This window comes from Aquimarina spinulae (genome assembly GCF_943373825.1).
GTDB classification, from domain to species: Bacteria; Bacteroidota; Bacteroidia; order Flavobacteriales; family Flavobacteriaceae; genus Aquimarina; species Aquimarina spinulae.
Genome location: NZ_CALSBP010000002.1, coordinates 959,658 through 986,182, shown reverse-complemented (window position 1 = coordinate 986,182; position 26,525 = coordinate 959,658). Strand labels below are relative to the sequence as shown.

Genomic DNA, 26,525 nt, shown 5'->3' with positions numbered 1-26,525 from the left:
TATATTTAGATATAGATAAAAGACTGCCTTTTGGCAGTCTTTTATTATTTTATAGTAAATACACTACAATATAAGTAGTAGAAGTATTTTTAGATGCGTTTAAGAAGTTTACGTTTTTTATCTCTGGAGATGGATAGTGTTTTTCCATCACTCATTACAATATGCCCCCCATCATCATTACTTAATAATTTTAAATAATTAAGATTTATTAAGTTGGATTTATGAATTCTGTAAAAGTTTATGGAGTTCAATTTTTCTTCAAAAAACTTTAGATTTTTAGAAACTACTATTTGAGGCTGATTATGTAAAATAATAGAGGTGTAATTTCCTTCTGCGATACAATACATAATATCTTTGGTTTTAATGATATGGGACCCTTTGATATCTGATAACACAATCTGTGGAGAATCCCGTAAAGAATATATGCCTGTTCTTTTGTATTCTGATTCCTGTTCTTTTTCAATTTGGCTTTTCGCTTTATTAACAGCTTCTTTTAATTTAACAGGGTCTACAGGTTTTAAAAGATAGTCGACAGCATCATATTTATACCCTTTTAAAGCATATTGATCATGCGCAGAAATAAAAATGATTTTAAAACCTGATAATTCTACGTTAGAAATAAGATCAAAAATGGTAGTGTTTCTTAGTTGAATATCTAAAAAAATAAGATCCGGATTTTTTATACTTAATAGTTTCTTTAAAGCAGCTAAATCTTCTCCCTCTCCAATTATTTTTATTTCAGGGCAATAATTATGTAATAAAACTTTTAAACTATTCCTTGCCATTTTTTCATCATCAATGATAATAGATGTTAGTGGGGTTTTGATATTCATTAATTTATGATTGGAAGATTAATAATAATTTTTGTGCCGTTAGGTTGATTATGATCATCAAAAAGATCTTTTACTTTTAAAGAAGTTTTTTGATATCCAATCTTTCGAAGTATACTTATTCTTTCTGATGTATTTTTAGAAGTAATAGAAAGGTGCTTTCTTTTTCCAGCTTTTTTTAATTCTGCTGATTTTCTTCTCCCAATTCCGTTATCTTCTATTATACATTGTATTATATTATTTTTTTTCTGAAAGGATAATTTTAATTTTTTAATCTTTTTGCACTCTAATCCATGTATAACAGCATTTTCTATATGAGGTTGAATAATCATGGATGGAATTCTCGGGTTTAATGTTATGAGATCTTTATCAATTATTTTTTCTAATTCGAATTGGTTATCAAATCTTTTATTCTCTAATTCGACATAGGTTTCTATAATCTCTAATTCGTCATTAAAGTTAATATAAAGACTCTCAGAATTTGATAATACTTTTCGTATTAATTGCGAAAGCTGTCGCATATGTTCACTAGCCTCAAACTTATCTTTTTGTAGTATAAAACTTTGAAGAGTATTAAACGAATTAAACAAAAAATGAGGGTTCATTATTGATTTTAAAGATTTTAATCTCGTTACACTTATCTCTTCATTTAGGTATGATATTTTTAACCTGCTTTTTTGATGAATTGCAAGAAATATAAGAATGATAAAAAGGCTTGTTAATCCTACTCCTAGAGTGATTAATTTTGTATTGTATGCCTTCTTATTAGTGACTAAATTTTCTTCTTTTAGTTTAGTGATTATTTTATTCTTTTTGTGCAAAACCCGGTTAAACTGCGATCTAGCAACTTCTCGTTTTAATCTAATCTGGTCAAACTTTTCTAAGTATTTTTCTTTCGCTCTTAGATATTTAATAGCTAGTTTTAAATCCCCTTTAATTTCATAAATTTCTGATAAACTAATAAGATTTTTGATGTTTGATGGGGGGTGTCCGTTATCTAGAGTATCTAGAGATTTTTTATAATAGTATATAGCAGTATCGTATTTTTTTAACTTATAATTAAGCTCTCCTAAAGTGTTATAAAAATATGAAGGAAAAACATTACCTGTATTTTTTTTGTCTTTACTTAAATCGATATGGTTTGCTATAAGTTTGGAAGCTTTATCTAGTTCATTTTGTTTAATATATCCATATGCTATATTGTTTACTGCGGCTATGAAATGTAATTCTCTTTGAGGATATTCTTTTAATATCTCAAAAGCTTTTTTTCCATAATACACCATAGAATCATGATCTTTTACTTCCTCAAATGTCGAAGACATATTTAAAAAAGAAGTTCCTTTTCTAAAACTATTGGTAGAATCAACATAGGATAACGACTTTTTGTAATTTTCTCTAGCAAGTTCGATCTCTAATATCTCACGAAGTAAAAGCCCTTTGTTTGTGTAAATACGCCATTTGAAACCTCTTTTTTTACTACTAGATGACAATTCTTCTGCTTTGTTGTGATAGGCTAAAGATTCTAAATAGAGATCCTTCCTTCGATATTGTATTCCTACCAAAATATAGGCCTCTATTAGGCATTCAAGATTATGATTATCTTCACAATAATTGATTAAATCAAATAAGACATCGATATAATTATTCTTTAAATCTTTGCTCGTATAATTTTTGATAAGACGTAAGCTGTTTTTTGCGATACTATCGTTATCAGTTGTTGTTTTTAAGAGTTCTAATTTTTTGTATAAGGTGGTTAATGTAGAATCTTGATATGTTTTTTGTGCAGTGTTAATAGTATTTTGTCCTATAGAAAAGGCAGCCCATAATAAAAATATAGGAAGAGAAAATAATCTATTCTTTTTAAGGCTCATTATTCTCAAAATTTGATATACAAAATTACAAAACATGAAATTAATATTGCTTTATTGTTAAATAATGACAATTTGTGTAATGAAAATGATAGTTCGTGTATTTGAGGTCGATTTTTAGAACCGTCGCTACTATATTTGAGTTATGCTAATTAGTATATATTGAATTTGAGTTTTAGTATTAATTTATTTTTTTGTTACAAAAAGAGATAATAGAGATATTTTATAACTACCAGATAATAATATAGGGAGCAAGTTGGTGTATGCTATCATGATAGTACAATGGTTAGTGTATATTATGTATAGAGTAGTATTGATAATATTCTACTTTATATGTATGGTTAAGTTTTAAAAGCAGGGTGTTTTTTTTTGAGTTTAGTTTAGTACCCTGCTTTTTGAATTGCACATTAAGAAATAATAGAATTTCTTTTCCCCTCCAGTGATTTTGGTAATTTGTGTAGAATAGCATCCCGATTAATATGGGTGCTATTTTTTTTGAGAAAAGTTTTTATATAATAGTATCTTCGCAGACAAAATTAAAATTTATGGTTGCCAGTATACTATACCTTATTATAGGACTAGTACTTCTTGTTGTAGGAGGGGAGTTTTTAGTAAGATCCTCTGTTGCACTTTCGTTCAGACTTAAATTGTCTCGTATGGTTATTGGGTTAACCGTAGTTTCTTTTGCTACCTCTGCTCCAGAATTATTAGTAAGCATTCAGGCGGCATTAGACGGATTATCAGATATATCTTTAGGTAATGTAGTTGGGTCTAATATTGCTAATATTGGTTTGGTATTGGGTATTACTGCTATAATAGGCCCTTTGGCTATCGACAAGGATTTTTACAAATTCAATTGGCCGGTAATGGTATTGTTATCTTTTGTATTATATCTCTTTTTAGAAAATGATGCAATTTTAACTCAGTTAGAAGGACTTGTGTTGTTATTATCTTTACTGGTTTATCTGTTCCTTTTGATTCGAAGAGCTAGAAAATCTTCTAATACTGCAGCAGAAGAGGTCGATGATTCTCTTCAGAAAACATCTAATTTTAAAATTATAATTTGGTTACTCATTGGCGGAACTGCATTATATTTTGGTTCAGAATTATTGGTAAGCGGAGCAGAAACCATTGCCAAAAAAATGGGAGTTAGCGAAGGTGTAATTGCAGTTACTCTTATTGCAGTGGGGACTAGTGTTCCAGAATTAGCTGCTTCTGTTATTGCAGCACTTAAACAGGAAAAAGCAATTTCACTCGGAAATCTTATAGGATCTAATATTTTTAATATTGCTTCGGTATTAGGAATAACTTCATTAATTCAACCTATTGCAGTAAAAGATGAAACACTAATGAATGTAAATATTTATTGGATGCTTGGTTTTGCTATGATTTTACTTCCATTGGCTTTTATACCTAAAAAAATGATCCTGGGACGCCCAAAAGGAGTATTGATTTTTGCAGCATATTGCATTTTTATTGCAATGGTTTTTATAGAATAAACCAATAAGTTTAGAGAACAATTAGGATTGTAATCTCTATATAAAGAACAAAAAAACACCTTTAGAAAATTCCTAAAGGTGTTTTTTGGTGTTTAACCAACTTAGTTAGTTAAGTTACATACAATAAATTGTTATTATGCCATTACAGCTGCAACATCTGCAGTTTTAACAGTAGTTACAATTCTAGCAGCAATTTTATATGGATCACCGTTAGATGCAGGTCTACGGTCTTCTAGCCAACCTTTCCATCCTTTTTCTACGGTAATAATAGGAATTCTTATAGATGCTCCTCTATCTGATACTCCATAAGAGAATTCGTGTATAGACTGTGTTTCGTGTTCACCGGTTAATCGTTGATCATTAAACTCACCATATACAGCAATATGTTCTTTGGTAACAGGTCTAAATGCTTCACAAATAGTTTCATAAACTTCTTTAGAACCACAGGTTCTTAATACTTCGTTAGAAAAGTTTGCATGCATACCAGAACCATTCCAGTCTCCTTTAATAGGTTTAGGGTGATATTCAATATAATACCCATATTGTTCGGTGAGACGATCTAATAAATAACGAGCTACCCATATTTCATCTCCAGCTTTTTTAGCTCCTTTGGCAAATAGTTGAAATTCCCATTGTCCACTTGCAACTTCTTGATTAATTCCTTCAAAATTAAGTCCTGCAGCGATACATAGATCAGCATGTTCTTCAACAAAATCTCTTCCATGTGTATTTCTACCTCCTACAGAACAATAATACATACCTTGTGGGCCAGGGTAACCACCAACAGGAAATCCTAATGGTAGCTGTGTTTTAGAATCCATAATAAAGTATTCTTGCTCAAAACCAAACCAAAAATCATTATCATCATCATCGATTGTTGCTCGTGCATTAGACTCGTGAGGAGTTCCATCAGAATTTAAAACTTCTGTCATTACCAGGTATCCATTTTTTCTTGCAGGATCAGGATATATAGCAACAGGTTTTAATAAACAATCAGAAGAACCGCCTTCTGCTTGTCTTGTAGAACTACCGTCAAAAGACCACATTGGGCACTCTTCAAGCTTTCCGCTAAAATTTTCTTCAATTTTTGTTTTACTTCTTAAGTTAGCAGTTGGTTTGTAACCATCTAGCCAAATGTATTCTAATTTAGCTTTACTCATAATTAACACTTTATAAATTGAATTGTTATAAGGTCCAAAATTAGTTTTTATTTTGGTATTACCAAAAAAATAGGGGGTCGATAATTATATTTATAATAAATTTTATTAATACCCTGTTTTTTTAGGGGGTATTTTAAATAATTATTAATTTTGAAAGAAAATATTTTTTATATTTTCAATAGAAACTTCTTTTATCTTTGTATAAAACTCACTTAATTATGTCAACACTCAGATTTCAAGCTCTAAAAGAGAGCTTACATCGTAAACCTGTTATAGTTACAGAAACAGAACGTCGATCTGTATTATTTGGTAACAATGTATTTAATCAAACAACAATGCTTCAGTATCTTACCAAAGATGCTTATAGTAGTGTAATGGATGCCATAGAACATGGTTCTAAAATTGATCGCAAGATTGCTGATCAAATTTCATCGGCGATGAAAGAATGGGCACTTTCTAAAGGTGTAACACATTATACCCATTGGTTTCAACCATTAACAGGAGCAACAGCAGAAAAACATGATGCCTTTTTTGAAACCATAGGGAATGGGCAGGCCATCGAAAAATTTGGAGGAGGACAATTGGTACAACAAGAACCAGATGCATCTTCTTTTCCTAATGGAGGGATTCGTAATACCTTCGAAGCTAGGGGGTATACTGCATGGGATCCTACTTCTCCTGCTTTTATTTATGGTACTACATTATGTATTCCTACCGTTTTTGTCGCCTATACAGGGGAGGCTCTGGATTATAAAACGCCATTGTTAAGAGCTTTGCAGGCTGTCGATAACGCAGCAACAGCTGTTGCCAAGTATTTTGATAAGAATGTTAAAAAAGTAAATGCATCTTTGGGTTGGGAACAAGAGTATTTTTTGATTGATAGTGCATTGGCATATTCTAGACCCGATATTGTAATGACCGGTAGAACACTTCTTGGTCATTCTGCAGCAAAAGGACAACAACTAGATGACCACTATTTTGGAAGCATCCCTACAAGAGCATTGGATTATATGAGGGATTTGGAAACAGAATGTATGCTGTTGGGTATTCCGGTAAAAACACGTCATAATGAGGTAGCTCCTAATCAATTTGAGTTGGCTCCTATATTTGAAGAAACAAACCTTGCTGTAGATCACAACTCCTTACTTATGGATGTTATGGATAAAGTAGCGGCAAGACACCACCTAACTGTACTTTTACACGAGAAACCTTTTGCAGGTGTAAATGGATCAGGAAAACACAATAACTGGTCTTTGGCAACAAATACTGGTGTAAATTTATTAGGCCCGGGAAAAACACCAATGAGTAACCTTCAATTTTTAACCTTTTTCATTAATACTATTAAAGCTATTAATGAAAATGAAGAATTAATGAGAGCAGGTATTGCTTCGGCTAGTAATGATCACCGTCTTGGAGCTAATGAAGCGCCTCCAGCTATTATGTCTGTATTTATAGGAGAGCAATTAACAGCTGTACTTAAAGAATTAGAAGGAGTTACTAATGGGAAATTATCTCCACAAGAAAAAACAGATCTTAAATTAAATGTAGTAGGGAAAATACCAGAGATTTTATTAGACAATACAGATCGTAATAGAACTTCTCCTTTTGCTTTTACAGGAAATAAATTTGAATTTAGAGCTGTAGGGTCTAAAGCAAACTGTGCAAATCCAATGACAATTCTTAATACTATCGTAGCAAAACAGCTGGTAGATTTTAAGAAAGAAGTTGACGCATTGATTGATAAAAAGGGACTCAAAAAAGATGAGGCAATATTTAATGTGTTAAGAGAATATATAAAGCAATCCAAAAATATTCTTTTTGAAGGAAATGGATATGGCGAGGAATGGGAAAAAGAAGCTAAGAAGAGAGGGTTAAGTAATAATAAAACTACCCCCGAAGCACTAAAAGCTAAGGTTTCTAAGAAAAACCTGGAACTTTTTGAGAAAATGGGTGTAATGAATAAGATTGAAGCCGAAGCTCGTTATGAAATTGAAGTAGAAGAATATGTATTAAGAATTCAAATAGAAGGTAGGGTGCTTGGAGATATTGCTCGAAACCATGTGATTCCGACTGCAATACGGTATCAAAATATGTTAATCAATAATGTGTCTGGATTAAAAGAACTATATGGTAAAGATTTTAAAAAATATGCTAAGGAGCAGATGGGAATCATAGAAGAGATTTCGGGACATATTGGTAAGATCAACACTAAGGTTAATGAAATGACCGAAGCACGTAAAAAAGCAAACAAACTTGAAGATCTAGAGAAAAAAGCTTCGAGTTATTGTGATAAAGTGAAACCTCTGTTTGATGAAATTAGATATAGCTGCGATAAATTAGAATTACTTGTAGACGATGAACTATGGCCGCTAACAAAATATAGAGAGCTGCTTTTTACAAGGTAGGTAAGAATTAACCTACTATTTTTTTTTCAATTAAATTTTAGTGAAAAACTGATATTTGATAAACCCTTTAAAAACCATAGGAATTTATTTTTCTATGGTTTTTTTGCATGTATTTCATCGAATAGTTGGGGAATTGATAATAATAGCTTTAATATTTTCCTAAATTTGATAATATCAAAATGGTCGTCATACTTTTGATTATACCCCCCAGGTCCCAAAATATATTTTTTTTACTGAATAATAAGTGGAGATTAGATTTTTCTGATCTTTATTGTTCTTGTGCTGTAAAATTTTAAGTAAAGTAACTCAATTTAATCACTTTTAATATATATTACGTATGAAAAAATTAATTTTTAGCTTAGCAGCTTTATTAAGCGCTACGGCAATGATCGCACAGTCAAACAATAGTAATGTTACTCAAACCGGGGATGATAATATCGCTAATATTTCTCAGGTAGGGGCAACTAATTCTTCTTTAACAACTCAAGAAGGAAAGGCTAACAATGCAGAAGCTATCCAAGGTACTACAGCATTTAATTCAAGTAACGGAGTTGTAGAACAATCTCAAACAGGAGATAAGAACTCGGCTTTTGCTCATCATGAGGAAGCAGATAATCAAGTGTATCAAGTACAAGTAGGTAATGGTAATTCTGCTAGAGCTACTCAAAACTTAGCATTTGAAGGAGGGGGTAATGTAGCTAATCAACTTCAGGAAGGAGATAGGAACGAAGCAACAATATCTCAGGAAGGATTAACCAATACTGCTATTCAGGTTCAATTTGGAGATGGTAATTCTGGGTCTTCAAGCCAAGAAGGGATAGATAACTTTAGTGAACTTAATCAAGAAGGAAACTTTAACGTAGCATCTATTACGCAAGTAGGACAGAACAATCTTTCTTCACAATCACAAATAGGAGATGCTAATATCGCTACTGCAGGACAGTGGGGAAATAATAATTCTGTGAGCCAAGACCAAGAAGGTGGAGGTAACACTGCAAATTCTGTACAAGGTAGTACCCTTTTTGATTCTAGAGGAGGAAGAGTAGAGCAAGTACAGGCAGGTGATGAAAATAATGCATTTGCGAATCATGAAGAAGATAATAATACAATTCTTCAAAGCCAGACAGGAGACTCTAATGATGCAAGTGCAGAGCAAAATTTAGGATCTTTTGGAGGAGATAACCTAGCTACTCAAGTACAAGAAGGTAATAGTAACGCAGCTACAGCATCTCAAAACGGAAGTACTAATATTTCTGATCAATCACAATCTGGTGATGAAAATGTTGCTTCTACAACACAATCAGGAGCAAATAATACAGCTATCCAAAGTCAAACAGGAGTTGGTAACAATGCGACTTCTGTACAAGGAGGGGCGTTCTTTACTTCTAGAGGTGGTCTTGTAGATCAATTTCAGTCTGGTAACGGTAACGAAGCTTTTGCAAGACACGAAGAAGATAATAATGTTGTAGTACAAACTCAGTTAGGAGATAGAAACAATGCTTCTGCTACTCAGAACCTTATAAATTTTGGAGGAGAAAACACTACGAGACAACTTCAACTAGGTAACGGTAACGTTGCTGAAGCTTCTCAAGAAGGAAGTTCAGATTTCAATTTAGCTGGAGAAAATAACCTTGTTAGCCAAATTCAGTTTGGTGATGAAAATAGAGCTGCTTCAACTCAAAATGGAGCTAGCAATACAAGTGATATTCTCCAATTTGGAAATATGAATGTCGCTACAGATACTCAGGTAGGAACAGGTAACAATACTTTTGTAACTCAGATAGGAGATATGAACACTAGTGTGATTCTTCAAACAGGAGTAAACAATGGTGCTACTGTAACTCAAAATGGTTCGAATTAATTAGATTCGAATAAACTTTAATTTCTTTATAAGAGTTATGCTCAATTTGAGCATAACTCTTATCTTGATTTTTTAAATTCTGAAAAAGATGAACAAAACCATTCTTATACAGGCATTGGTGTTTTTTATTTTCTTTACTTTTTCTAATGGGTATACTCAAAATTTAAAAGGTGAAAGCGAGCTTTCTGTTACTGATCAAGATAAGTTTATTACCCTGTCTCAGGTTAATAATGTATTATCTGTAGGAGCAGAATCGTTACCTCTTTCTAATGGAGTAAATGCAGTTTTTATTCAGCAAATAGGAACGAGTAATGCTGTGCTTTCTACTATTATTGCAGAATCTTCAGATATTAAAATACTTCAGAAAGGGGACCAAAATCTAGTAGAGATAAATGAATCTGCCAGAGAAATAGAGAAATCAATTATACAAACAGGAAATAATAATTCTGTGACTGATTTTTCTTTTAATCCTGATATATCAACTAATTTAGAACTTATACAAGAAGGTAATAACCTGATTTTTGAACGATTTGGTAGTAATGAACTGTCAAAGAATTTAAAATTTAAAATGTCTGGCGATGCCAGAACTATAATTGTTAGAAGTTTTTAATAACAGACATATAAAAGTATGAAGTGTAAACTTGTCATACTTGCAACTTTGTGTTTTCAGGTTTCAATTGCACAGTTCACAAATACCGATGTAGTTGCAAAAGTTAAAACAGTAACTATAGACGATATGATTTCTGTGGTTGCTACTGCTACTAATACTACAGAAGTATACAAAAGTTTGCAATATACTATTACTGTTTTTCGAACAGATGCAAATAATAATGTATCTAAAAATAATCAGGAAGGAAGATTTACGCTAGAAGCAAACGAAAGTAAAGAACTCTCAAGAGGGGCAATTAGTGTAGATGAGAGTGATAAAATAGTATTACTTTTATTGATTTATGAAGAAGATAAGATTATAGGCAAAGATAGGCTTGCTTTTAATGAAGAAGCTAATCAGAAGTCTAATTCAACAGAAGATGATATCTCCTCTGATGATGGAATTGAATTAAAAGGAATAGTGATAGAAGAGACTAAGACCAAACCAGGAAGAGATTTCTATGAATTTTTCTATGCCTCCTATACATTAAACCAAATAAACGGTAATAAAGTAGTTGGGGTGTATGAAAAATTAAGCTTTGGTCGCAGTACTATTATTCAAGTAAAAATAGAGGATAATGTCATTCATGAATTTATAGGAAAACCAGATTTGGAATATTTAGAACAAATGTCGAAAATTGCAATTCGAAAAGTGTACAAATATTTTAAGGATCTAAAAAAACAGAAGAACGATATTTTTCAGTATTAAAACAGTTAAGATGAAATCAATTTTAATAACGCTTTTTCTTGTTTTCTCGATATGTAGCTTTTCTTTTGGGCAAGATTTGGTGTATAAGCCTGTAAATCCTGCTTTTGGAGGCGATACATTTAATTATCAATGGCTCCTTAGTTCTGCCGAAGCTCAGAATAAATTTACAGACCCTACCGATTCAAGAGATCAAAGATCGGATGTAGAAAGATTTACAGAGAATCTGAATAACCAGTTATTAAGTCAGATATCAAGAACACTATTTACCGAACAATTTGGAGAAGGAGGTCTTACCGAAGGAACGTATAATTTTGGATCATTATTTATAGAAATCTTTCCTTCTGGAGAAGGGTTGGTAATCAATATATTAGATACAAGCACCGGAGACCAGTCCCAAGTAATAATTCCTAATTAATTTTTAATGTATCATAAGTTTTATAAAGTAATCGCGGTAATTTCTTGCGTATTTTTATTACACGGATGTGGGACGTATTTTAATCAACCTATAACTATCGAAAATGCCAGAATAGGAGAAGATACAGAAGTTACAAAAACATTAAGGGGTTTTCCTTCACCGGTAGAACCTGTTGTTGTTGGGGTGTATAAATTTAGAGATCAAACTGGGCAATATAAACCTACAGAGAATGGAAGCACTTTTAGTACAGCCGTTACTCAAGGAGCAACAACAATTTTGATCAAAGCACTCGAAGACTCTAAGTGGTTTGTGCCTATCGAAAGAGAAAATCTAAGCAACTTGCTCAATGAACGTAATATTATACGTTCTACAAGAAAAGAATATAGAAAAACCAAAAACACCAACGAGCCACAATTACCACCATTACTATATGCGGGGATTATCCTCGAAGGAGGGATTGTATCTTATGATTCTAATATCATCACAGGTGGATTGGGAGCAAGATATTTTGGTGTAGGAGCTTCTACTCAATATAGACAAGATAGAATTACAATTTATTTAAGAGCTGTTTCTACTTCGAGTGGTAAAATCTTAAAAACAGTGTATGTGTCTAAAACTATTTTGTCACAAGCACTAGATGCAAATTTCTTTAGATATATAAAATTTAAAAGATTGCTCGAGGCTGAAACTGGTTTTACTAAAAATGAACCTGCTCAAATGGCAGTATCAGAAGCAATAGAGAAAGCCGTAGAATCTCTAATTGTAGAAGGAATCGAAGATAAGTTATGGGCTGTTAAAGCAGAACCAGAAGTTGTAAATACATTGATAGAAAATTACAAAGCAGAAAAATATGAAGCACAAAATACGGCATTGTACGATCGGTATTTTAAAGAAAGAAGAACTAAGATTTCTGCATTTTTAAAAGGAGGAACTGCTTTAGTGAGCGGAGATTATAATAACCCAGAGCTTACCTATTCTGCAAAGATTGGTGCGAGATGGTATTTTAACCCATATCTTAATGTTAATGGAAGTATTAATAAATTTGAACTCACTAATCAAAACGCATTTTCTAAAGGATTTAACGCTTTTGATCTTAATACAGAGTTAAGCCTTTTACCCTTTGATAGGTTGTCACCCTTTTTATTTGGGGGAGTAGGAATTGTGAATGATGATGATTTTGATACTACATTGTTTAAGTTTCAATATGGAGGTGGTGTAGAATATTTAATTTCTGATAAAATAGGTATTTCTGTTGGGGCTACTCATAATCTGGTTCTTAGCGACGAATTAGATGGTGTAGTTCAAGGAAAACGAGATGATCAATATTTTAATTTTTCTTTTGGACTTAATTGGTATTTTGGAAACCCTGCAAAGGCGAGTAAAAAATCAAGATTACAGAAACAAGAGAAAAATGTAGAATTACGTGAGCTAAGAAAAAGAAATAGAAAAATTAGAAAAGAAGGTATAATCCGAGAGGATAAAAACGAATAGGTTGTGAGAAAAATTATCATAAGAATAATAAGTGTTTTTGTAATTTTGGCTACGGCTTCTTGTAGTGAAGATACTATTGATTCTGAAGGTTTAGGATCTGTTAAAGGAAAAGTAGTTAAAAAAGGAACTAACGAACCTTTAGAAAATGTGAAAATATCAACAAATCCTGCTTCAAGTACTGTTTTTACAGATAAAGATGGTGTCTATCATTTAAAGAATGTAGCCTCGGGAGATTATTCTCTTTCGGGTCAACGAGATGGGCTACTGGCAGTTTTCGAAGCAATTACAGTATTAGCAGATAAAGAACTTGAAATAGTTCTTGAAATGGATATAGCAACAGCTACCAACCGCCCACCAGAAGCTGCAATTTTAGTAACACCAGTAGATAATGCTGTCGATCAGCCATTAGAAGTTAAATTGGTGTGGAGTGCCAAGGATCCTGATGATGATAAACTTACTTACAAGGTAAGTCTAAGGAATGAAGAAAATTCTAATGTAGAAGTTTTTGAAAATATTGCAGATACAACATATACTGTATCCGGGCTTTCCTTTGCTACCAAATATTTTTGGCAAGTAAGTTCTAGTGATGATATTAATGACCCGGTTAATAGCACAACTTTTGCTTTTACAACTGCTGGGCCACCAAACAATAGAATTGTATATACAAAACTAGTTGGGGGTAACAGTGTTATTTATTCTGCAGATGAGAGTGGGGGAACAGAAATAGCGCTTACTTCGGTATCAAAAAATAGTTTTAGACCTAGAAGAAATGCTACAACCAAAAAAATTGCTTTTTTACAATCAGTAGGCTCCCAGATTCATTTGTTTACAATGAACCAGGATGGTTCACAAATAAAACAAATTACCTCTACAGTTGGAGTTTCTGGGTTTAATCTTAAAGAAGTGGATTTTTCATGGGATGCCAATGGAGCAAAATTGTTATTTCCTAATCAGAATAAACTATATTCTATTAATATAGATGGAAGCGGTTTGAGTTTAATATATCAAACTACTGGTGATTTGATTACCGAAGTAGATAAAAATGAAAGTACAGGTATAACTGCTATAAAAACGAATAATTTAGATGGATACGGAGTACAAATTTTTACAATTGATGGAGCGGGAGTGGTACAAAATACTGTGCTTACGGGCCAAAATGGTGCTGCAGGTAGTATCAATTTGTCTGTAGATGGCACTAAGTTGTTATACAGCCGGGATATGTCTGGGGCAGAAAATCCAAATTATCGTCAATTAGATTCTCGTGTGTTTATCTATGATTTAGGCACTATGGTAAGTACAGATCTGTCTACAGACAAAACAGCAGGGACTAATGACCTGGATGCCAGATTTTCACCAAATGAGGCTAGTATAATTTTTGTAAACACCTCGAATGATGGGATTTCTGAAAAAAATATCCTGACCGTGCCCATTGCTGATTTAGATGGAAGAATTACACTATTGCAACAAGCAGCAATGCCTGATTGGGAATAACTTATTTATAATTTTTGACTTGCGAATTATGATGCCTGTATGATGTTAAGTTTAGTAATTTAGACTTTATAATTCGTACATCGTAATTCGCAATTCGTAATTAATTAAATTATCTTTGCGCTTTAATTTTCAATATAATGAGTCAAGAAGTAAGTAAACGTTATGCGCAACGTGGTGTTTCTGCGTCTAAAGAAGATGTACATAGTGCGATTAAAAACATTGATAAAGGACTTTTTCCAAAAGCATTTTGCAAAATTGTGCCAGATCATTTAACCGGTGATCAAGAGTATTGTTTGATCATGCATGCCGATGGAGCAGGAACCAAATCTTCTCTGGCATATATGTATTGGAAAGAAACAGGAGATGTTTCTGTATGGAAAGGAATTGCTCAGGATGCATTAATCATGAATATCGATGATTTATTATGTGTGGGAGCAACCGATAATATAATGTTGTCTTCTACTATCGGAAGAAATAAAAACCTGATCCCGGGTGAAGTGATATCTGCAATCATTAACGGAACCGAAGAGTTGCTTAAAGAACTTAAGGATTTTGGAGTTGAAATTCATTCTACAGGCGGGGAAACTGCTGATGTTGGAGATCTGGTACGAACGATTATTGTGGACTCTACAGTAACGGCCCGTATGAAACGTAAAGATGTAATTGATAATGCAAATATAAAAGCAGGTGATGTAATTGTAGGATTGGCCTCTTTTGGGCAAGCAAGCTATGAAAAAGAATATAATGGTGGTATGGGAAGTAATGGTTTAACATCCGCTCGCCATGATGTGTTTAGTAAGACTCTTGCAGAAAAATATCCAGAAAGCTTTGATCCTTCTGTACCTTCAGATTTAGTATACTCTGGTAAGACAAGTTTAACAGATGTCGTAAAAGATGCACCTATCGATGCCGGTAAATTGGTATTATCACCTACCAGAACATACGCTCCGATTATCAAAAAAATCTTAGCAAACTTTGATAAAGAAACCATTCACGGAATGGTACATTGTAGCGGTGGCGCTCAAACCAAGATTCTACATTTTATAGAAAATCTGCATATCGTTAAAGATAACCTATTCGATGTACCTCCATTATTCAAATTGATTCAAGAAAACTCTGGAACAGATTGGAAAGAAATGTACCAGGTATTTAATATGGGACATCGTATGGAGTTGTATGTTGCACCAGAAGTGGCAGAAGAAATCATATCAATTTCAAAAAGTTTTAATGTAGATGCCCAAATAGTTGGTCGTGTCGAGGCTTCTGAAGAGAAGAAACTTACCATCAAAAGTGAGTTTGGAACTTATATTTACTAAGTTACAGGTAGCAATTTGACTAATAAGGGAAGTGAATAAAAATTTATTTAAATCTTAAATAAAATGAAGTTAGCAGAATCACTTGCTAATCGTTTGAAAGAAGTTCTCATTGAAGGAAAATGGGTAACGGGAACTAATTTTAAGGAACAAATTTTTGACTTAGACTGGAAAGAAGCAATTCAAAAAGTAGATTCTTTAAATTCTATTGCAGATTTGACATTTCATGTTAGTTATTATATTGCTGGCGTAGCAAAAGTACTTGAAGGTGGTTCTCTTGATATCAAAGACAAATATAGCTTTGACTATCCACCTGTTAGGTCCAATGAAGATTGGAAAAACTTAATAAATAAGTTTTGTTCTGACTCAGAGAAGTTTATCTACCTGGTAGCAAAGATGACCGACAAAGAATTATTTAAAAATTTTGTTGATGAAAAATATGGAGATTACCACAGGAATATAGATGTAATCATTGAACATACCTATTATCATCTAGGGCAAGTTTTGCTAATAAAAAAACTAATAAAAAACAGGTAGAAAAATATATAAGAAAACTACCAGAAATAAACATTTCCATTAGATTAAGTGCTCGTTTAAGCTATAATAATACTGTGTTACCTATGATAGATATTTCAAAAATTGAAGATAAAGAGATAATGGAAGGCTTTAAAGGTAAATTTATCCATACCGAATATTCAACCCTTGCCTTTTGGGAAATAAAAAAAGGATCGGTCTTACCATTACACTCTCATATTCATGAACAGACAACACAAGTTTTAGAAGGAAAACTAGAGTTAACCATAGGTGAGGAAACAAATGTTTATGAAAAAGGATTTGTTGCTGTAATCCCTCCAAATATACCCCATAGCGGAATTGCATTGACCAATTGTAGAGTTTTGGATACTTTTAGTCCGGTAAGAGAAGATTATAAAAATTTTGTTTGAGGATAGAACTTCTAAATACTACTTTCTGTTAAGTGTATGCTAAAGAATTATTGTAGAGCATCAGATGAGGTTTTAGAAATAGTATTTCAGATACATAGATCAACTATTATTATAAAAATTAAATCATTACCTTTTACTGAACAATTAATCTGGATGTCAAATGAAAAAAATAAATTGGCAGTATACCTTAGGAGAAATTCTAATCGTTATTGTTGGTATCACTATTGCCTTTAATCTTAATCAATGTGCAGAGGAGAAAAAAGATAAAAATCTTAGAGACACGTATCTAGAAAATTTAAAGATAGATATCCTTGCCGATAAAGAAGAACTAACAAAGAATCTAAAGACATTAGTAAAGTATAAAAAAGATGCCGAAACTATTGCAAAAGTGCTTAATGATACTACTATAGAAAATTACACAATTACCACAAAAGTGTTTAGTATTTCTCCGTTGATAGAGTTTACTCCCCAAGACATCACTTATAAAACCTTAGTCAATTCTGGAGATTTCACTCTTTTTAATGACATATCTTTAAAGTCGGCTATTCAGAAACATTATTCTTCGGATTTACAGAAGGTAACTAAAGCTTATGAACGGCAGGAAATCATTCACCGCGAGTATTTGGGAAAGTATTATATATATAACTCAGATTTTGATAAAATGAAAAAAAAGGAGTTCCCTTTTGAAGATGTTCGTTTATTAAAAAGGATTGTTCAAAGTCTCGGAGGAGCATATACTATTCAGATCAGTGCTACCGAAATGGCGATTACACACTGTGATAGTATTTTAAAGTTAATAAACCCATAAGATAAAGCGTATATAAATGTTTGAGAAGGTATTGAAATCTTAAAAATGATTTCATAATAACCGTATATTTCTAATCAGTAATACTATATTATTTGATTGTCACATCAAAAGATGAATAGTCTTGTTTTAAATCGAATATGTAATTACCTTTATCGTTCAGATAATCAGATATGTCAGATATTACTAAGTTTTATAGCCTGGCACACATATGTATCGCTTTGATAGGAGGGATATTGTTATTGGCTATATGGTATAATATAAGGAAACGTTTCAGACAGTTTTTAGAAGAAGATGATTCTCAAAAAAGAATAGATAAAGGCTTGTTGTATTTAAGTCTGGCCCTTTTTGTGTGGGTGTTTTCTGGAGGGTGGATTTATATGGGTAACCTCTTCTTATTTACTGATACGATTATCTACGACATAGGATATAGCCTTTTTTCGGTGCTGAATACTTTGGTTTTAATAATGGCATTGTTTTACTTTGATTTTGCACCTCAGTTTTTATCAAAAAATAAGAGAAATACTCTTATTCTTATTGGTATAGCAGTAGTGGTGTCTATTGTAACTTTTGCTCTGATTCAAAAGTTTAAAGATACTCCTGTAGTAAATGGAATACGAATTAGTAGTGTGCCAGATTTAATATTTTCTTGCCTACTCACCTGGTTGCTTATTGTTTCATTCTATAGAACATTTATGAATCGAGGATTAAAGCTTGTAGCGGTAATTTCGGTAGTGGCCTTTTTTCTAATGCTAGTATCGCAAATGCCAGATGTTTTTGTGGTAATGAGTAATGAATTATATGGTCATTTAATAAAGATTATTGCTAAAACAACATTTATTTCTGTTTTTCTGGTATTAGCCACAAGCTGGGTTATTCAATTAGCATTAACACCAAAACCTAGCGAAATGACGATTAAATTTATGGATTGGTCATTGGTCAAAATAACAATCCCATCTAAAGAGATTTATGATAAAACCATAGATTTTGGGTCCAAAACTACACAATACAAAAACTTATTAAGGTTTGCTATAAAACGAAAATATGAAACAGGAGAAGGACAATATTTAGTAGTGAATTCTGGAGGAGAAATAAAGAGTCAAACTTACTTAAGCAGAATTATAGAAAATATCAATACAATACTTCAATTAGAGCCTATATTACAACTAGAAAGAAAAGATTTGTTCACATTTATGGGACAAGGAAAATATAGACTTCGGGTTATTCCAGAAAATATTAGTATCGATCAAACACTATTAGAAGAGTTTAATAAAACTTCGTAAATAGTATCGATCAGATACTAAATCATAGGTTGTGATTATTTGTAACTACTTGTAAGAGAATAACAATTTAATATAAATTACTATTTTTTAGAACTTTCCTTTTAGTTGTTCATAAACTATTGATGCTTTGTGTTTAAAATAATTTTAAACACATAACATGAGCTCAGATCAAACCGAAGTAAATAGGCAGGAAGTATTCGGACACCCCAAAGGATTATTATATCTATTTTTTGCAGAATTATGGGAACGATTTTCTTTTTATGGTATGAAAGCACTTTTGGTGTTGTACATGACCAAACATCTTCTATATTCTGATGACAAATCGTTTGGAGTAATGGCAGCATACATGTCGCTGGTATATGTTACTCCTATGATTGGCGGTATTATAGCAGATAAATATATTGGATATAGAAAATCAATCATACTTGGAGGGGTTTTGATGGCAGCAGGTCATTTTTTTCTAACTATTGAGACTCCTGTTTTTTTCTATGGATCACTGGCTTTAATAATCGTTGGTAACGGTTTTTTTAAACCCAATATTTCAACAATGGTGGGTACATTGTATAAAGAAGGAGATAGAAGAAGAGATTCTGGATTTACAATTTTTTACCTTGGGATTAATCTGGGAGGAGCTATAGCTCCTTTAATGTGTGCCTGGCTTGCCGAATTGTATGGATGGCATTATGGGTTTCTATTAGCAGGAATAGGAATGTTGGTTGGGCTTATAGTTTTTAAACGAGGAACACAACTAGCTGTTTTCGGAGATAAAGGACTAGTACCCGATATCAAGAATTATGAAAAGAAAATATATGGGCTTAATAAAGGAGATCGAGTATGGTTCTTGGCATGGTTATCGGTTCCCATATTTGCGTTAATCGTTAGATTTAATGAATTTGAGCATTACCTGGTTTGGATTGCAACTTTCTTTTTGATAGGATATATATCCTATATTTTAACAAAAGTATCAATCAAAGAACGAAAAAGATTATTGGTTGCAGTATATTTTACAAGTCTGTATGCTTTGTTTGCAGCAGTATTTGAACAAGCCGGTAGCTCACTTACATTATTTGCAGATAGAAATGTAAATCTTGTTGGTATTAATGCGGCACAAACTAATAGTATTAACTCTACCTGGATAGTAGTATTGGCAATCCCTTTTGCGCTATTATGGACATTTTTGAGTAAGAAAAAAGCAAACCCTAATTCAGCTATCAAATTTGGTTTAGGAATGTTGTTCCTGGGATTAGGATTTCTAATTTTTGGGATGTCTGCTCAAGAAGTTGATGAATATGCTAGAACACCAATGTTTTATTTGATTTTTGGATACCTTGTTCTAACCGTTGGAGAATTGTTCTTATCCCCTATAGGACTTTCTAAAATAACCGAACTATCACCCGTAAAATACGTTACTTTCATTATGGGGGTTTGGTTTTCGGCAAATTTCTATGGCCATTTTTTTGCAGGAAAAATAGCAAAACTTACCACTGTAAAAGAAGGAGAAGCCAGTATTTTTTCAGAAGGTCTCTCAGGAACCATTAGTGAGGCGATCACAGGATTATCTAATACACTGGTAGAAGGTAATAATACAGAAGCTTTTCAGCAATTATATTCTTACGTATCTGTATATGCCAATTTTGGAGTCATTACTATGATAATAGGAATAGTTGCTATTCTAATTTCCCCAATTATTAAAAAATTAATGACAGGGATACATTAGTAGTTCTAAATTAAGTTTTGTTTTTAAATTCGCGGAAGTTGTTGCGTTGGAAATATGAAGACCTTCAGGATCATGATCCCGAAGGTCTGTTTCGTTATAGAAACATAAGTCATTATGATTTAAAATTAGTAGTAACTTTTGTTTCTGCTTCTGTGTCATCTTCTTTTACATCTACATGTTCAATGGTGTGATCATCATCAAACTTTCCATCTTTTTTCTGAAAGAATATAGGAACAGGGAGTAAAGAAGCCATTATAATGAATATGATAAAGGCTAAGCGCCTTAGTGTTTTTTTGAATTTTTTCATTTCAGGGAATTAATAATGCCCGTTCATTTCTATTGGTAAGAAATAAATAAGTTGTTAAAAGATTATTTATAAACGAATAGGTGATAGGTGGATAAGGTGTTATCCTGTAAAATTGAAATGAAAAGCATCTTCTTTACCATTGTAAGAAGAATTGTACGAAGTATTTATTATTTTATGTTTGTTATACAAACTAATAAAAAAGGATTGATCGTTTTTGAAAACCCTAATAAGCTTAGTGTGATTTAATGATAATAAAACCAGGTACTTGTGTTCGAGGTATGAAAAATCCTTGTTTTTTTCTGAACCAATAACATCACTAAAAAGAATACTATTTTGAAGTGAAGAGAATTCTTCAGGTGAAACCAATAATTCAACGGTTTCTTTAAAATCAACAGGCTGCGTGTAATTAGAATATCCTCCAATAGATATTAAAAGAATAAGTACTCCTAACCATTTAGGAATAAGAAAACTAAAATATGTACCTGTACGATCTTGCATATCAATACAAATTTACGATTTTTTAATTTGGGGTAAGATAATGCGATATTACAATGATGATTATGTATAGTTGTCAATATAGGACAATACCACAACCTGCTATATTTCATAAATTTGCACTGTGAATAAAAAAGATGTATATATAAAAAGAATGCAAAGTACAGCTTTGTATTTGCGAGAGAATTTCAATAGAACTTTTGAGGTTAAGAAACTTGAAGAGGTCTCTAATTTCTCATATCGAAACTTACAACGCATCTTTAAAGGATATTATAAAGAAACCATTGGTGCCTACATTACCAGACTTAAAATAGAAAGTGGAGCAAAAATGCTTTTGTATCAAAACCAGACGATATCGCAAATAGCAATAAAAGTAGGGTATTCTGATTTACAAGCGTTTAGTAAGGCTTTTAAAAAACATTTTGGTATTTCTCCTCAGGAGTATAAAAGTAAAAAAGAAGACATCTTAACGTCGATAGTAAAGAATACTAAAGTAGCAATGAGTTTTTATGAAGAGAAAATAATCAACCTGCCAAAACAAAAGGTTTTTTATAAAACGATTATAGCAGATTATTATAGTGATAAGATTGAAGAAGTTTGGGATGAATTACATGAAGAAGCTGTAAGATTAGAGGTGAATATATCTACATCAGAAAGTATAGGGATTATTTGGGACGAACCATTAATATCTGAGGCAATTCGATGTAACTATGATGCCTGTTTTACACTACCTCAAAATTGTGATTTTAAAAATAAATTCAGTGTAAAAATTTTGCCAGAACAAACATATGCGGTTTTTACACATTATGGAGCTTACAGTTTATTACAACATACCTACGATAAGATTTTTGGGAATTGGATATTAAATACACAGCATGAGGTATCTGAGTCTCCTTTTTTAGAATTATATAAAGTAAATAATATGCATAGCGATGACCCCAAAGAATATGTAACCGAAATATATATCCCAATAAAATGATAGTATCAAATATTAAAAACAATCTAATGAAACTTATAGCCTTTATTATAACATTAATGGTAAGTGCAAATTCTTGTAATAAAGATGATAATGCTATATCTAATCAAGAGCAAGAAGTTAAAGTAGCTTACATCAACGGTGCAATTTTTACTCTAAACCCACAACAGGTATGGGCAGAGGCTATAATTGTTGAAGGAAATAAGATAATCTATGTGGGGAATACAGATAAAGCACTGACGCAGATAAGTAAAGATACAGAAGTAATAGATCTTAAAGGGGCTACAGTAATACCAGGGATACATGATGTACATATGCACCCATTAGAAGCTTCATCAGAAAATTTTAAGTTTATTTTAAAAGAAGATAATGATCCCGAAAACTATGCGCTCACAATTCGTAAAGCTTTACGCGATTTTCCTAATGAAGAATGGCTTTTGGGCTGGGGCGTAGATTTGTATACACTTCTTGAAGCAAAACGTTCCCCTATAGATATTTTAGATGATATTAGTAGTACTAGGCCTATTGCAATTATGGAACGTACTTCTCATTCGATCTGGGTAAATTCTAAAGCATTAGAAATGGCAGGGATAAATAATAATTCTAAAGATCCATCGGGAGGAATTTATATGAAAGATGAAAACGGTAGCTTTAATGGAATTCTGATGGATAATGCTGGAAATCTCATTTTAGATTTGGCATTAACACCAACTAGTCAAACTAAAGCAAATGATTATAATGGTCTAGTAAATTTTGCATTACCAGAATTGGCTAAAAATGGGATAACCTCTATTTGTGATGCACGAACCTATTGGAAAAGAGATCATCATACCACATGGAAACAAGTAGAAAAAGAAGGAAAACTGACTGCCCGGGTTAATTTAGGATTATGGGCATATCCTATGCAGAATGATGAGTCACAAATATCATTGCTAAAATCATTATATGAAAATGATGGTAATAGTCTTTTAAAAATAAATCAAATCAAGCTATATAGTGATGGGATAGTACATAATACAACGGCAGCAATGCAAGAAGAATATCTAATAGATCTTTTTCAGAAACCGAATAATAACGGGTTGAATTATTTTACCCAAAATCGAATAACAAGTTATATTGAACAATTAGAAAATATAGGATTTGATTTTCATATCCACGCTATTGGAAATAGAGGAATAAAGGAGTCTTTAAATGCAATAGAAACTGCAAGCAATGGCTCTGGAAGACATAGAATTACACATGTCGAAATAGTAACCCCATCAGATTTATCACGTTTTTCTCAATTAAATGTTACAGCAGATTGCCAGGTAGCAGGTGATTTTACACAACCAAATCACTGGGGTGAGAATGCAGAACTTATAGGAAAGGAGAATTCAAAAAACCTGGTTCCTATAAAGAGTTTAAAAGAGGCTAATGCCAGAATTACATTAAGTAGTGATTGGGATGTGAGTAGTATAAACCCATTTGTAGGAATGCAAAATGCGGTAACGCGTTTTCCGCAAAATATAACCATAGAAGAGGCCGTAAAAGCTTATACACTTAATGGGGCTTATGTTATGCGACAGGAAACAGAGGTGGGCTCTATTGAGGTAGGAAAGAAAGCAGATTTTGTAGTATTAAGTCAGAATATTTTTTCTGTAGATCCTACTAAAATTGCCAATACCAAAGTAGATATGACTGTATTTGATGGAGAAGTGATTTTTGAAAGAAAATGAAAACCAAAAACAATAGATATTGTGAGGTCAAATCACCTCAAATCAGGAGTGTAAATAAAATTGCTCCGTAATCTTATCCTGCTGTATGAGCTTATGACAAAAAAGCTTACTTTTGTAAATTCTACAGATTAGGAAGAATACACTATGATTGATAAATTAAATATTGTAAAGCAACGGTTTGAAGAAGTGACTGATTTAATCATTCAGCCGGATATCATTGCAGATCAAAAAAAGTACATACAGCTTAATAAAGAATACAAAGATCTTAAAGCACTTATGGATGTGAGAGATTCTTATATTGAACTCACTGATAATCTAAAAGAGGCAGAAGAAATTATTGCTGATGGTAGTGATGCAGAGATGGTAGAAATGGCCAAAATGCAGCTAGAAGAGGCTAAAGAAGAATTACCTGGTTTGGAAGAAAAAATTCGCTTTATGCTTGTGCCAAAAGATCCCGAAGATGCTAAGAACTGTGTGGTAGAAATTCGTGCAGGAACAGGAGGGGACGAAGCGAGTATTTTTGCAGGAGATTTATTTAGAATGTATACTAAATATTGCGAAGGTAGAGGTTGGAGTACAAGTGTGGTTGATCTTAATGAAGGAACCAGTGGTGGTTATAAAGAAATTATTTTTGAAGTTAATGGTGAAGATGTCTACGGGGTATTAAAGTTTGAAGCAGGTGTGCATCGTGTACAACGAGTTCCTCAGACCGAAACACAAGGTCGTGTACATACCAGTGCTGCCACCGTAATGGTTTTACCTGAAGCAGAAGAATTCGATATCGAGCTGGATATGCAAGAAGTACGTATTGAACGTACTACTTCTACAGGACCAGGAGGGCAGTCTGTAAATACCACGTATTCGGCAATTAAATTACATCACGAGCCTACGGGAATGATTGTGAGTTGCCAGGATCAGAAATCATCACATAAAAACCTCGAAAAAGCACTAAAAGTATTGCGTTCTCGATTGTATGATATGGAATTGGAGAAGAAGCAAGCAGCAGATTCTGAGAAACGTAAAAGTATGGTTTCATCTGGAGATCGTTCTGCAAAAATTAGAACCTATAACTATCCGCAAGGTAGGGTAACGGATCACCGTATTGGTTTAACCCTATATGACTTAGGTAATATTATAGATGGAGATATTCAGAAAATTATAGATGAACTTCAATTGGTAGCGAATACAGAAAAACTAAAAGAATCTAACGAGATTTTTTAAAAATAAAATTGAACGCATAAAAAAAGCCGATGTAAAATACATCGGCTTTTTTTTATGCTATTTTCTGTTTAATTAACTTCTGTTTTCTTTCGGGATCGTATTACAAAATACAAGCCAACAATAATAAAAGGGATACTAAGCCATTGCCCTGTTGATAGTAAGCCTAAGGCACTTTCAAAACCTCCCTGACTTGATTTAACGTATTCTACAATAAAGCGTACTGTAAATATTAGAATTAAATACATTCCGAAAAGAAATCCACTGTTTTTTCGTTTATCAGTTTTCCAATAGATTAACCATAGGATAATAGATACAAATATATATCCAAAAGCTTCATATAGTTGAGCTGGATGACGATACGGAATAGCTTCTAGTAAATTAGAGAATTTAGGATTTTCTACGATTGCAGAATACGCTTTATTAACGCTATCCATTCCGGTTTCTTTTAAAGCCTCTCTTTTACTTATACCATCACGTATAAACTTTACTCCAAAAAAAGAATCTCCAGATTCTTTTCCAATAATCTCAGAGTTAAAGAAATTACCTAATCGAACAAAAATACCTCCGAATGCAGCAGGAATAGTAACTCTGTCTAAAACCCAAAGCGGATGTTTTTGTAAGACTTTTTTAGAATAATAATACATTGCAATTATAAAAGCAATAGCGGCTCCATGACTCGCTAATCCTTGAAAACCTATAAATTCGAATGCCGGTTTAAACCTGAAAGGCAAAAGAATTTCTAAAAGATTGTTCTTGTAATAATCCCAGTCATAAAAAAATACATGTCCTAATCGGGCGCCTAATAATGTACCAATAACAGCATATATAAATACAGAATCTAGTTTCTCCATAGAGATATTCTCTCGGATATAGATTTTCTTCATTAGATACCAGCCTAATGTAAAGGCAATTACAAACATTAAGCTGTAAAAACGAATAACAAAAAAGCCGAGATCTATTCCTTCAACTGGATTCCAGGTAATTTTTGTAAATATCATGCGTGAGTTTTATTTTTTAAAAGTAAATATAAGTATTTATATGAGAAACGTATTACGCATTCATATATTGAGAAAATGACCGAACGTTTTATGAATGCAATCATTATGAATGTATTTTTTTTATTCATTTTTTAATTGATTCATTCTCAACATCAGGAACCGGATCATAGCCACTGCCTCCCCAGGGGTGACAACTAAAAATACGTTTAATCGAAAGCATTCCTCCTTTAAAAAGCCCATGTTTTTGTAATGCTTCAAGGGTATAATGCGAACAAGTAGGCTGATAACGACAGGTAGCAGGAGTTAATGGTGATATCAGGTTTTGATATAACTTAACCAATACCACAAATGGAAATATCAAAATTTGTTTTATG

General features: G+C 32.5%; 24 protein-coding genes. 17 read left to right on the top strand and 7 right to left on the bottom strand.

Annotation, left to right across the window (positions count from 1 at the left end; all coding sequences use genetic code 11):
- Window positions 1-89: 89 nt before the first annotated feature.
- Both NNH57_RS09920 and NNH57_RS09915 read right to left on the bottom strand, forming a co-directional pair.
- Window positions 90-833 carry a LytR/AlgR family response regulator transcription factor gene (locus NNH57_RS09920; RefSeq protein WP_074408927.1) on the bottom strand — a complete coding sequence of 248 codons (744 nt, stop codon included), beginning with the start codon at window positions 831-833 and terminating at the stop codon, window positions 90-92.
- Window positions 833-2,701: a tetratricopeptide repeat-containing sensor histidine kinase gene (locus tag NNH57_RS09915; protein ID WP_159099201.1), complete on the bottom strand. Its 1,869-nt coding sequence runs from the start codon at window positions 2,699-2,701 to the stop codon at window positions 833-835. The genes NNH57_RS09920 and NNH57_RS09915 overlap by 1 nt, the downstream gene beginning before the upstream one ends.
- A gap of 542 nt (window positions 2,702-3,243) precedes the next feature.
- On the opposite strand from NNH57_RS09915, the gene NNH57_RS09910 reads away from it, so the two are divergent.
- Window positions 3,244-4,197 (top strand): calcium/sodium antiporter, encoded by a 954-nt coding sequence (locus tag NNH57_RS09910; RefSeq protein ID WP_074409120.1) that lies wholly within the window; start codon window positions 3,244-3,246, stop codon window positions 4,195-4,197.
- A 134-nt stretch (window positions 4,198-4,331) separates the two neighbouring features.
- Here the strand turns inward: NNH57_RS09910 and NNH57_RS09905 are convergent, their stop codons facing one another.
- Window positions 4,332-5,357, bottom strand: coding sequence for a glutamine synthetase beta-grasp domain-containing protein (locus tag NNH57_RS09905; protein ID WP_074408925.1), 1,026 nt, complete (start codon window positions 5,355-5,357; stop codon window positions 4,332-4,334).
- 218 nt (window positions 5,358-5,575) lie between these two features.
- Here NNH57_RS09905 and NNH57_RS09900 point away from each other — a divergent pair, with 218 nt between their 5' ends.
- The 13 genes from NNH57_RS09900 (at window position 5,576) to NNH57_RS09840 (ending at window position 20,439) form a co-directional block, all read left to right on the top strand.
- Complete coding sequence (locus NNH57_RS09900) at window positions 5,576-7,762, top strand: glutamine synthetase III family protein (RefSeq protein ID WP_074408924.1); 2,187 nt, start codon at window positions 5,576-5,578, stop codon at window positions 7,760-7,762.
- Between the two features lie 337 nt (window positions 7,763-8,099).
- A complete protein-coding gene (locus NNH57_RS09895) occupies window positions 8,100-9,623 on the top strand; it encodes a hypothetical protein (protein ID WP_074408923.1) in 1,524 nt (507 codons plus the stop codon).
- A gap of 88 nt (window positions 9,624-9,711) precedes the next feature.
- Entirely contained in the window at window positions 9,712-10,233 is a 522-nt protein-coding gene (locus NNH57_RS09890; RefSeq protein WP_074408922.1) for a hypothetical protein, read from the top strand.
- A gap of 18 nt (window positions 10,234-10,251) precedes the next feature.
- Complete coding sequence (locus NNH57_RS09885; protein ID WP_108807740.1) at window positions 10,252-10,980, top strand: CsgE family curli-type amyloid fiber assembly protein; 729 nt, start codon at window positions 10,252-10,254, stop codon at window positions 10,978-10,980.
- A gap of 10 nt (window positions 10,981-10,990) precedes the next feature.
- Window positions 10,991-11,395 (top strand): curli production assembly/transport component CsgF, encoded by a 405-nt coding sequence (locus NNH57_RS09880; RefSeq protein ID WP_025666674.1) that lies wholly within the window; start codon window positions 10,991-10,993, stop codon window positions 11,393-11,395.
- A 6-nt stretch (window positions 11,396-11,401) separates the two neighbouring features.
- A complete protein-coding gene (locus NNH57_RS09875; RefSeq protein ID WP_074408921.1) occupies window positions 11,402-12,886 on the top strand; it encodes a CsgG/HfaB family protein in 1,485 nt (494 codons plus the stop codon).
- 3 nt (window positions 12,887-12,889) lie between these two features.
- Window positions 12,890-14,377 carry a carboxypeptidase regulatory-like domain-containing protein gene (locus NNH57_RS09870; RefSeq protein WP_234423360.1) on the top strand — a complete coding sequence of 496 codons (1,488 nt, stop codon included), beginning with the start codon at window positions 12,890-12,892 and terminating at the stop codon, window positions 14,375-14,377.
- A 137-nt stretch (window positions 14,378-14,514) separates the two neighbouring features.
- The gene (locus tag NNH57_RS09865) at window positions 14,515-15,693 is read left to right on the top strand and encodes an AIR synthase related protein (RefSeq protein WP_074408920.1); all 1,179 of its coding nucleotides are present in this window, start codon (window positions 14,515-14,517) and stop codon (window positions 15,691-15,693) included.
- Window positions 15,694-15,756: 63 nt separating this feature from the next.
- Complete coding sequence (locus NNH57_RS09860; RefSeq protein WP_108807741.1) at window positions 15,757-16,227, top strand: DUF1572 domain-containing protein; 471 nt, start codon at window positions 15,757-15,759, stop codon at window positions 16,225-16,227.
- Window positions 16,228-16,310: 83 nt separating this feature from the next.
- On the top strand, window positions 16,311-16,634 hold the full coding sequence (locus tag NNH57_RS09855) for a cupin domain-containing protein (protein ID WP_074408918.1): 324 nt from the start codon (window positions 16,311-16,313) through the stop codon (window positions 16,632-16,634).
- Between the two features lie 160 nt (window positions 16,635-16,794).
- Window positions 16,795-17,442, top strand: coding sequence for a DUF6090 family protein (locus NNH57_RS09850; RefSeq protein WP_074408917.1), 648 nt, complete (start codon window positions 16,795-16,797; stop codon window positions 17,440-17,442).
- 170 nt (window positions 17,443-17,612) lie between these two features.
- Window positions 17,613-18,722: a hypothetical protein gene (locus NNH57_RS09845; protein ID WP_074408916.1), complete on the top strand. Its 1,110-nt coding sequence runs from the start codon at window positions 17,613-17,615 to the stop codon at window positions 18,720-18,722.
- 157 nt (window positions 18,723-18,879) lie between these two features.
- Window positions 18,880-20,439 (top strand): peptide MFS transporter, encoded by a 1,560-nt coding sequence (locus NNH57_RS09840; protein ID WP_074408915.1) that lies wholly within the window; start codon window positions 18,880-18,882, stop codon window positions 20,437-20,439.
- Between the two features lie 112 nt (window positions 20,440-20,551).
- On the opposite strand, the gene NNH57_RS09835 is transcribed toward NNH57_RS09840, so the two are convergent.
- Both NNH57_RS09835 and NNH57_RS09830 read right to left on the bottom strand, forming a co-directional pair.
- The gene (locus NNH57_RS09835; RefSeq protein ID WP_132066191.1) at window positions 20,552-20,746 is read right to left on the bottom strand and encodes a hypothetical protein; all 195 of its coding nucleotides are present in this window, start codon (window positions 20,744-20,746) and stop codon (window positions 20,552-20,554) included.
- 99 nt (window positions 20,747-20,845) lie between these two features.
- Window positions 20,846-21,244 carry a hypothetical protein gene (locus NNH57_RS09830; RefSeq protein ID WP_074408914.1) on the bottom strand — a complete coding sequence of 133 codons (399 nt, stop codon included), beginning with the start codon at window positions 21,242-21,244 and terminating at the stop codon, window positions 20,846-20,848.
- 121 nt (window positions 21,245-21,365) lie between these two features.
- Between NNH57_RS09830 and NNH57_RS09825 the strand changes: the two genes are divergently transcribed.
- From NNH57_RS09825 to prfA, 3 genes are all read left to right on the top strand, one after another.
- Window positions 21,366-22,220 (top strand): AraC family transcriptional regulator, encoded by an 855-nt coding sequence (locus NNH57_RS09825; RefSeq protein WP_074408913.1) that lies wholly within the window; start codon window positions 21,366-21,368, stop codon window positions 22,218-22,220.
- 26 nt (window positions 22,221-22,246) lie between these two features.
- Window positions 22,247-23,932 (top strand): amidohydrolase, encoded by a 1,686-nt coding sequence (locus NNH57_RS09820; RefSeq protein WP_199915410.1) that lies wholly within the window; start codon window positions 22,247-22,249, stop codon window positions 23,930-23,932.
- Between the two features lie 144 nt (window positions 23,933-24,076).
- Entirely contained in the window at window positions 24,077-25,153 is a 1,077-nt protein-coding gene (gene prfA, locus NNH57_RS09815; RefSeq protein WP_074408912.1) for a peptide chain release factor 1, read from the top strand.
- Between the two features lie 68 nt (window positions 25,154-25,221).
- On the opposite strand, the gene lgt is transcribed toward prfA, so the two are convergent.
- Together lgt and yidD are read right to left on the bottom strand one after the other, a co-directional pair.
- Window positions 25,222-26,151 carry a prolipoprotein diacylglyceryl transferase gene (gene lgt / locus NNH57_RS09810; protein WP_108807743.1) on the bottom strand — a complete coding sequence of 310 codons (930 nt, stop codon included), beginning with the start codon at window positions 26,149-26,151 and terminating at the stop codon, window positions 25,222-25,224.
- Window positions 26,152-26,275: 124 nt separating this feature from the next.
- Entirely contained in the window at window positions 26,276-26,524 is a 249-nt protein-coding gene (gene yidD / locus NNH57_RS09805) for a membrane protein insertion efficiency factor YidD (protein WP_024770789.1), read from the bottom strand.
- Window position 26,525: the final 1 nt, after the last annotated feature.